Source organism: Pantoea sp. Morm (assembly GCF_016643525.1).
Classification (GTDB): Bacteria; Pseudomonadota; Gammaproteobacteria; order Enterobacterales; family Enterobacteriaceae; genus Pantoea; species Pantoea dispersa.
On sequence record NZ_VOQX01000195.1, the window covers coordinates 1 to 2763 of the forward strand.

The 2763-nt window shown below is 51.5% G+C and carries 2 protein-coding genes and 1 rRNA gene; all 3 read right to left on the reverse strand.

Translation table 11 applies throughout. The features are described 5' to 3' along the window. Positions 1-454 (reverse strand): 16S ribosomal RNA (locus FT726_RS26665); the annotation flags it as partial. 408 nt (positions 455-862) lie between these two features. Further along, entirely contained in the window at positions 863-1399 is a 537-nt protein-coding gene (gene hemG / locus FT726_RS26670) for a menaquinone-dependent protoporphyrinogen IX dehydrogenase (protein WP_346303784.1), read from the reverse strand. Positions 1400-1417: 18 nt separating this feature from the next. Next, positions 1418-2763: Trk system potassium transporter TrkH (gene trkH, locus FT726_RS26675; protein WP_346303785.1), on the reverse strand; the 1346-nt coding region annotated here is incomplete at its 5' end.

Sequence of the window (2763 nt, forward strand, 5' to 3'; positions counted from 1 at the left end):
CGCCTTCCTCCCCGCTGAAAGTACTTTACAACCCGAAGGCCTTCTTCATACACGCGGCATGGCTGCATCAGGCTTGCGCCCATTGTGCAATATTCCCCACTGCTGCCTCCCGTAGGAGTCTGGACCGTGTCTCAGTTCCAGTGTGGCTGGTCATCCTCTCAGACCAGCTAGGGATCGTCGCCTAGGTGAGCCATTACCCCACCTACTAGCTAATCCCATCTGGGCACATCCGATGGTGTGAGGCCCGAAGGTCCCCCACTTTGGTCCGAAGACGTTATGCGGTATTAGCTACCGTTTCCAGTAGTTATCCCCCTCCATCGGGCAGTTTCCCAGACATTACTCACCCGTCCGCCACTCGTCACCCAAGAGCAAGCTCTCTGTGCTACCGTTCGACTTGCATGTGTTAGGCCTGCCGCCAGCGTTCAATCTGAGCCATGATCAAACTCTTCAATTTAAAGTTTGATTTGCTGCAACAAGTGCAGCGATGCTCATCTGTAAAACGTCATAATGAATTTCATTATGTGTTCACTCGTGAGACTTGATATTTTTTACGTCCGGAGACGCTGATATCAATCCTGCGAGTGCCCACACAGATTGTCTGATAAATTGTTAAAGAGCGGTGCAATCAGCGCCTTAAGCTGCTGTTGCGAGGTGGCGTATATTACGCTTTCCTCCTTAAGAGTCAAACACTTTTTTCAGCGTTTTTCTCCGGCGGGGTGAATCACTTCACTCCCTGCTGAGTCGTCTGCGTTGCCGCTTTGCCGTCTCAGTGGTGGCGCATTATAGGGAGTTATTCGGAGCTGACAAGGGTTTATTGCAAAAAAATGATCATTCGACCTAAATTTAGCCACAACGCTCTATTTCACAACGATTTGCCTGGTAACTGTACAAAATCCTGGGCAAAAACCGCCACTTTATTCCAATCGGTGTATTCAACTTCTTTAGAGGTATCGGTCTCACCGCCCGTCATACGCATAATTAGTTGAATCATGACACGGTCAAACCAGCGATAGCGGGGATAACGCAACGCGCCGGCAAACACCGCACAGCAATCTGGCTGCCAGGGTGACTGCTCCAGGAACTTATGCGTATAGGCGTTGGTTGCTGGCGTGCACTTATCCGTTTTACGCGCCGTAAGATTGACGCTGAAGAAGCCACTGACGCGCTGATGCAGCTCAGCCTTATGCTGAGTAACAAACTTCATTAATGCCGGATGGAAATGTCCGTAACGAATAGAAGCGCCAATCAGCACGCGATCATACTGCGACCACTCAACCTTCTGTACTTCCAGTAAATCAATCACGTCACACAGCTGCTGCGGCGCTAGCGTCTGTGCAATACGCGCCGCGATCTCACGAGTTTGCCCATCACGGCTGGAATATAGAATCAATGCTTTCATTAGATAATCCTGTTTCTCTTATTCACGCCAGAAGGTCGGGGTGAACAGGACCAGCAGTGTGAACACCTCAAGGCGTCCAAACAGCATGGTTAAAATCAAAATCCATTTAGCGACGTCATTCATAGACGTGAAGTTATCCGCTACAACACCTAAGCCTGGGCCGAGGTTATTCAGCGTCGCGGCAACCGCAGCGAAAGCGGAGAAGTCATCGACGCCCGTCGCGATAATCGCCAGCATGCTGAGTAAGAACACCAGCGCATAAGCAGAGAAGAATCCCCATACCGCTTCAAGGATACGCTCCGGCAGTGCGCGATTGCCCAACTTGATGGTGTAGACCGCGTTCGGATGCACCAAACGCTTAAGCTCACGCGACCCCTGCTTAAACAGCAGCAGAATACGAATCACCTTCAAGCCACCGCCAGTCGATCCCGCCATACCGCCGATAAAAGCCGAACAGAGCAACAGTACAGGCAGGAATAATGGCCAGCGCGCAATACTATCGGTGGTAAAGCCAGCAGTCGTTGCCATCGACACCACCTGGAAAAAGGCCTGGTTCAATGTTTGCCAACCGCTGGCATAGACATTGTGGAACCACAGCACTACCGTACAGATCAGCACTAACGTCAGCTGTACGCCAATAAACATGCGAAATTCGGGATCGCGCCAGTAAACTTTGAGGCTGCGGCCGCTCAATAAAGAGAAGTGCAAGCCATAGTTACAGCCCGAGATCAGCAGGAACACCGCCACGATGGTATTGATGGTAGGACTGTTGAAGTAGCCGATACTCGCATCATGTGTAGAAAAGCCACCAATCGCGATAGTCGAGAAGCTGTGACCGATGGCATCAAACACCGGCATGCCCGCCAGCCACAGCGCCACCGCACAGGCCACGGTAAGTAAGACATAGATTAGCCACAGCGTTTTAGCCGTTTCCGCAATACGCGGACGCATCTTGTTATCTTTTAACGGCCCCGGCATCTCAGCGCGATACAGCTGCATGCCACCCACGCCCAGAATCGGCAAGATGGCCACCGCCAGTACAATGATCCCCATACCGCCCAGCCATTGCAGCATCTGACGATAGAACAAAATCGCTTTCGGTAAGGTATCAAGGCCCACCAATGTAGTGGCGCCCGTGGTGGTTAGCCCAGAAAAGGATTCGAAGAAAGCATCGGTAACCGAAAGGTGCGGCTGTTCGGCAAAAATGAAGGGCATCGCACCCACACTACCCAGCACCGTCCAGAACAGCACGACGATCAGAAACCCTTCACGCGGTTTAAGTTCGGTTTTCTTTTTGCGATTAGGCCACCACAGCAGTGAACCAATCACAATCGCCATCATAAAGGTCTGACTAAACGCTCGTC